This window comes from Nocardiopsis lucentensis DSM 44048, from assembly GCF_000341125.1.
GTDB classification, from domain to species: domain Bacteria; phylum Actinomycetota; class Actinomycetes; order Streptosporangiales; family Streptosporangiaceae; genus Nocardiopsis; species Nocardiopsis lucentensis.
Genome location: NZ_ANBC01000468.1, coordinates 31,356 through 32,700 on the forward strand (window position 1 = coordinate 31,356; position 1,345 = coordinate 32,700).

Here is a 1,345-nt window from a genome sequence, read left to right on the forward strand (position 1 = left end):
CGCACCGGGACGGCAACGGCGTCATCGTGTGGCGACGGGTGGAGGAACCATGCCGGGGATGCGCCGGAACAGGTAAGGAACACAGCCCGGTCGCCGTTGTGTAGACGGGCTCGGGTTCTGTTTCTCGGAGCGGGTGCCCACGGGTTCGCCGTTCGGGCGCCGCCGGGGCGCCGAAGGCGAGTACCGTGCCCGCGGGCGCTCGTCGGGGGTGGTGCCCACGCGTCGCCTGTGGCGCCTCTGCGGGCGATGACGGGCGAGGCGAGGCGGAGGGCCCGAAGAACGGTCTCGCCCTGATGAGGAGGATCGACGTTGGACTGGGTGACCTACCTGTCGCCGAGCGGAGGCGGTGCCCGTCTCGGCGCTCTGGAGGACGGTGACGTTCTCGGCTGTCCCATGACCGACGACCTGGCAGCCCTGCTGGACGCGGGGCCGGAGGCGATGGCGGAGGCGTACGCCCGCGCCGTGGACGACCCCGTGGAGATCATCGTCGAGCCCGAGGCCCGGATGTGCGCCCCGCTGGTTCCCGACGACCCCGTCCGGGCGCGCTTCGGCGGCACCGAGGTCGAGGTCGCCCCTGACCTGGTCCGCGGCGTGGACGACGGTGTGGTGTCCGGCGCCCTGAGGGCGTGGGTCGGCCTGGCCGCCGTCTCGGGCTCGGAGGGGGCCGCGACGGCCTTCACCACGGCCTGCCTGTGGCTCGACGGGGCCGGGACGCCCCTCCAACTGACCCTCGGCCCGGACCTGGTCACACGGGACGAGTTCGTGGACGGCGAGGGCGAGACGGTGGAGGAGTTCTCCGCCTCCGTCGGCGAGGAGGAGAGGGGCCTCGGAGGGGTCGCGCCGGGGGATGCGTGGTTCACCTCCGGAACCGGCCGGGTGCGCGCCCTGCTGTGTCTGGACACCGGGCCCCTGGAACCCGACGACGAGCTGAACGTGTACCCCGGTGTCCTGGGCGGGTTCGAGGTCCGGGTGGGCTCACTGGTCTGACTCTGGTCGGGGACGCCGGCCGGGGTCTCACCCGGTGAACTCCCAGTGCCAGGGCTCGAAGCCGTTGCGCGCCCAGTGAGGGTTGACCCAGCCGTGCGTGGGCGCGTGGGAGAGCATCCAGGCGTGTTCCGGGCTGCCGAGTTCGTGTACGCCGCCGCACAGGTCCACGGCCAGGCCCAGACCGTGCTGGCTGGTGCCGGGGTGGGCGGCCATACCGGGCAGCATCTGCTGGAACAGCAGCACCTGCTCGTGGTACGGGCGGTAGGAGTCGGCCACGCACAGCGGACTGCCGAACCGCTCCCGGTAGGCGGCGTCGAGCCCGACGAACGCCACCGCCGCGTCCGGCCGCAGCCGCTCC

At 73.1% G+C, this 1,345-nt stretch carries 2 protein-coding genes; one reads left to right on the forward strand and one right to left on the reverse strand.

Annotated elements, in window-relative coordinates:
* The first annotated feature begins 309 nt into the window (after positions 1–309).
* On the forward strand, positions 310–987 hold the full coding sequence (locus tag D471_RS0116590) for a hypothetical protein (protein ID WP_017599661.1): 678 nt from the start codon (positions 310–312) through the stop codon (positions 985–987).
* Positions 988–1,014: 27 nt separating this feature from the next.
* Here the strand turns inward: D471_RS0116590 and D471_RS0116595 are convergent.
* Positions 1,015–1,345, reverse strand: a 331-nt coding sequence (locus tag D471_RS0116595) for a M15 family metallopeptidase (RefSeq protein ID WP_241479640.1), incomplete at its 5' end; no start/stop codon positions are given.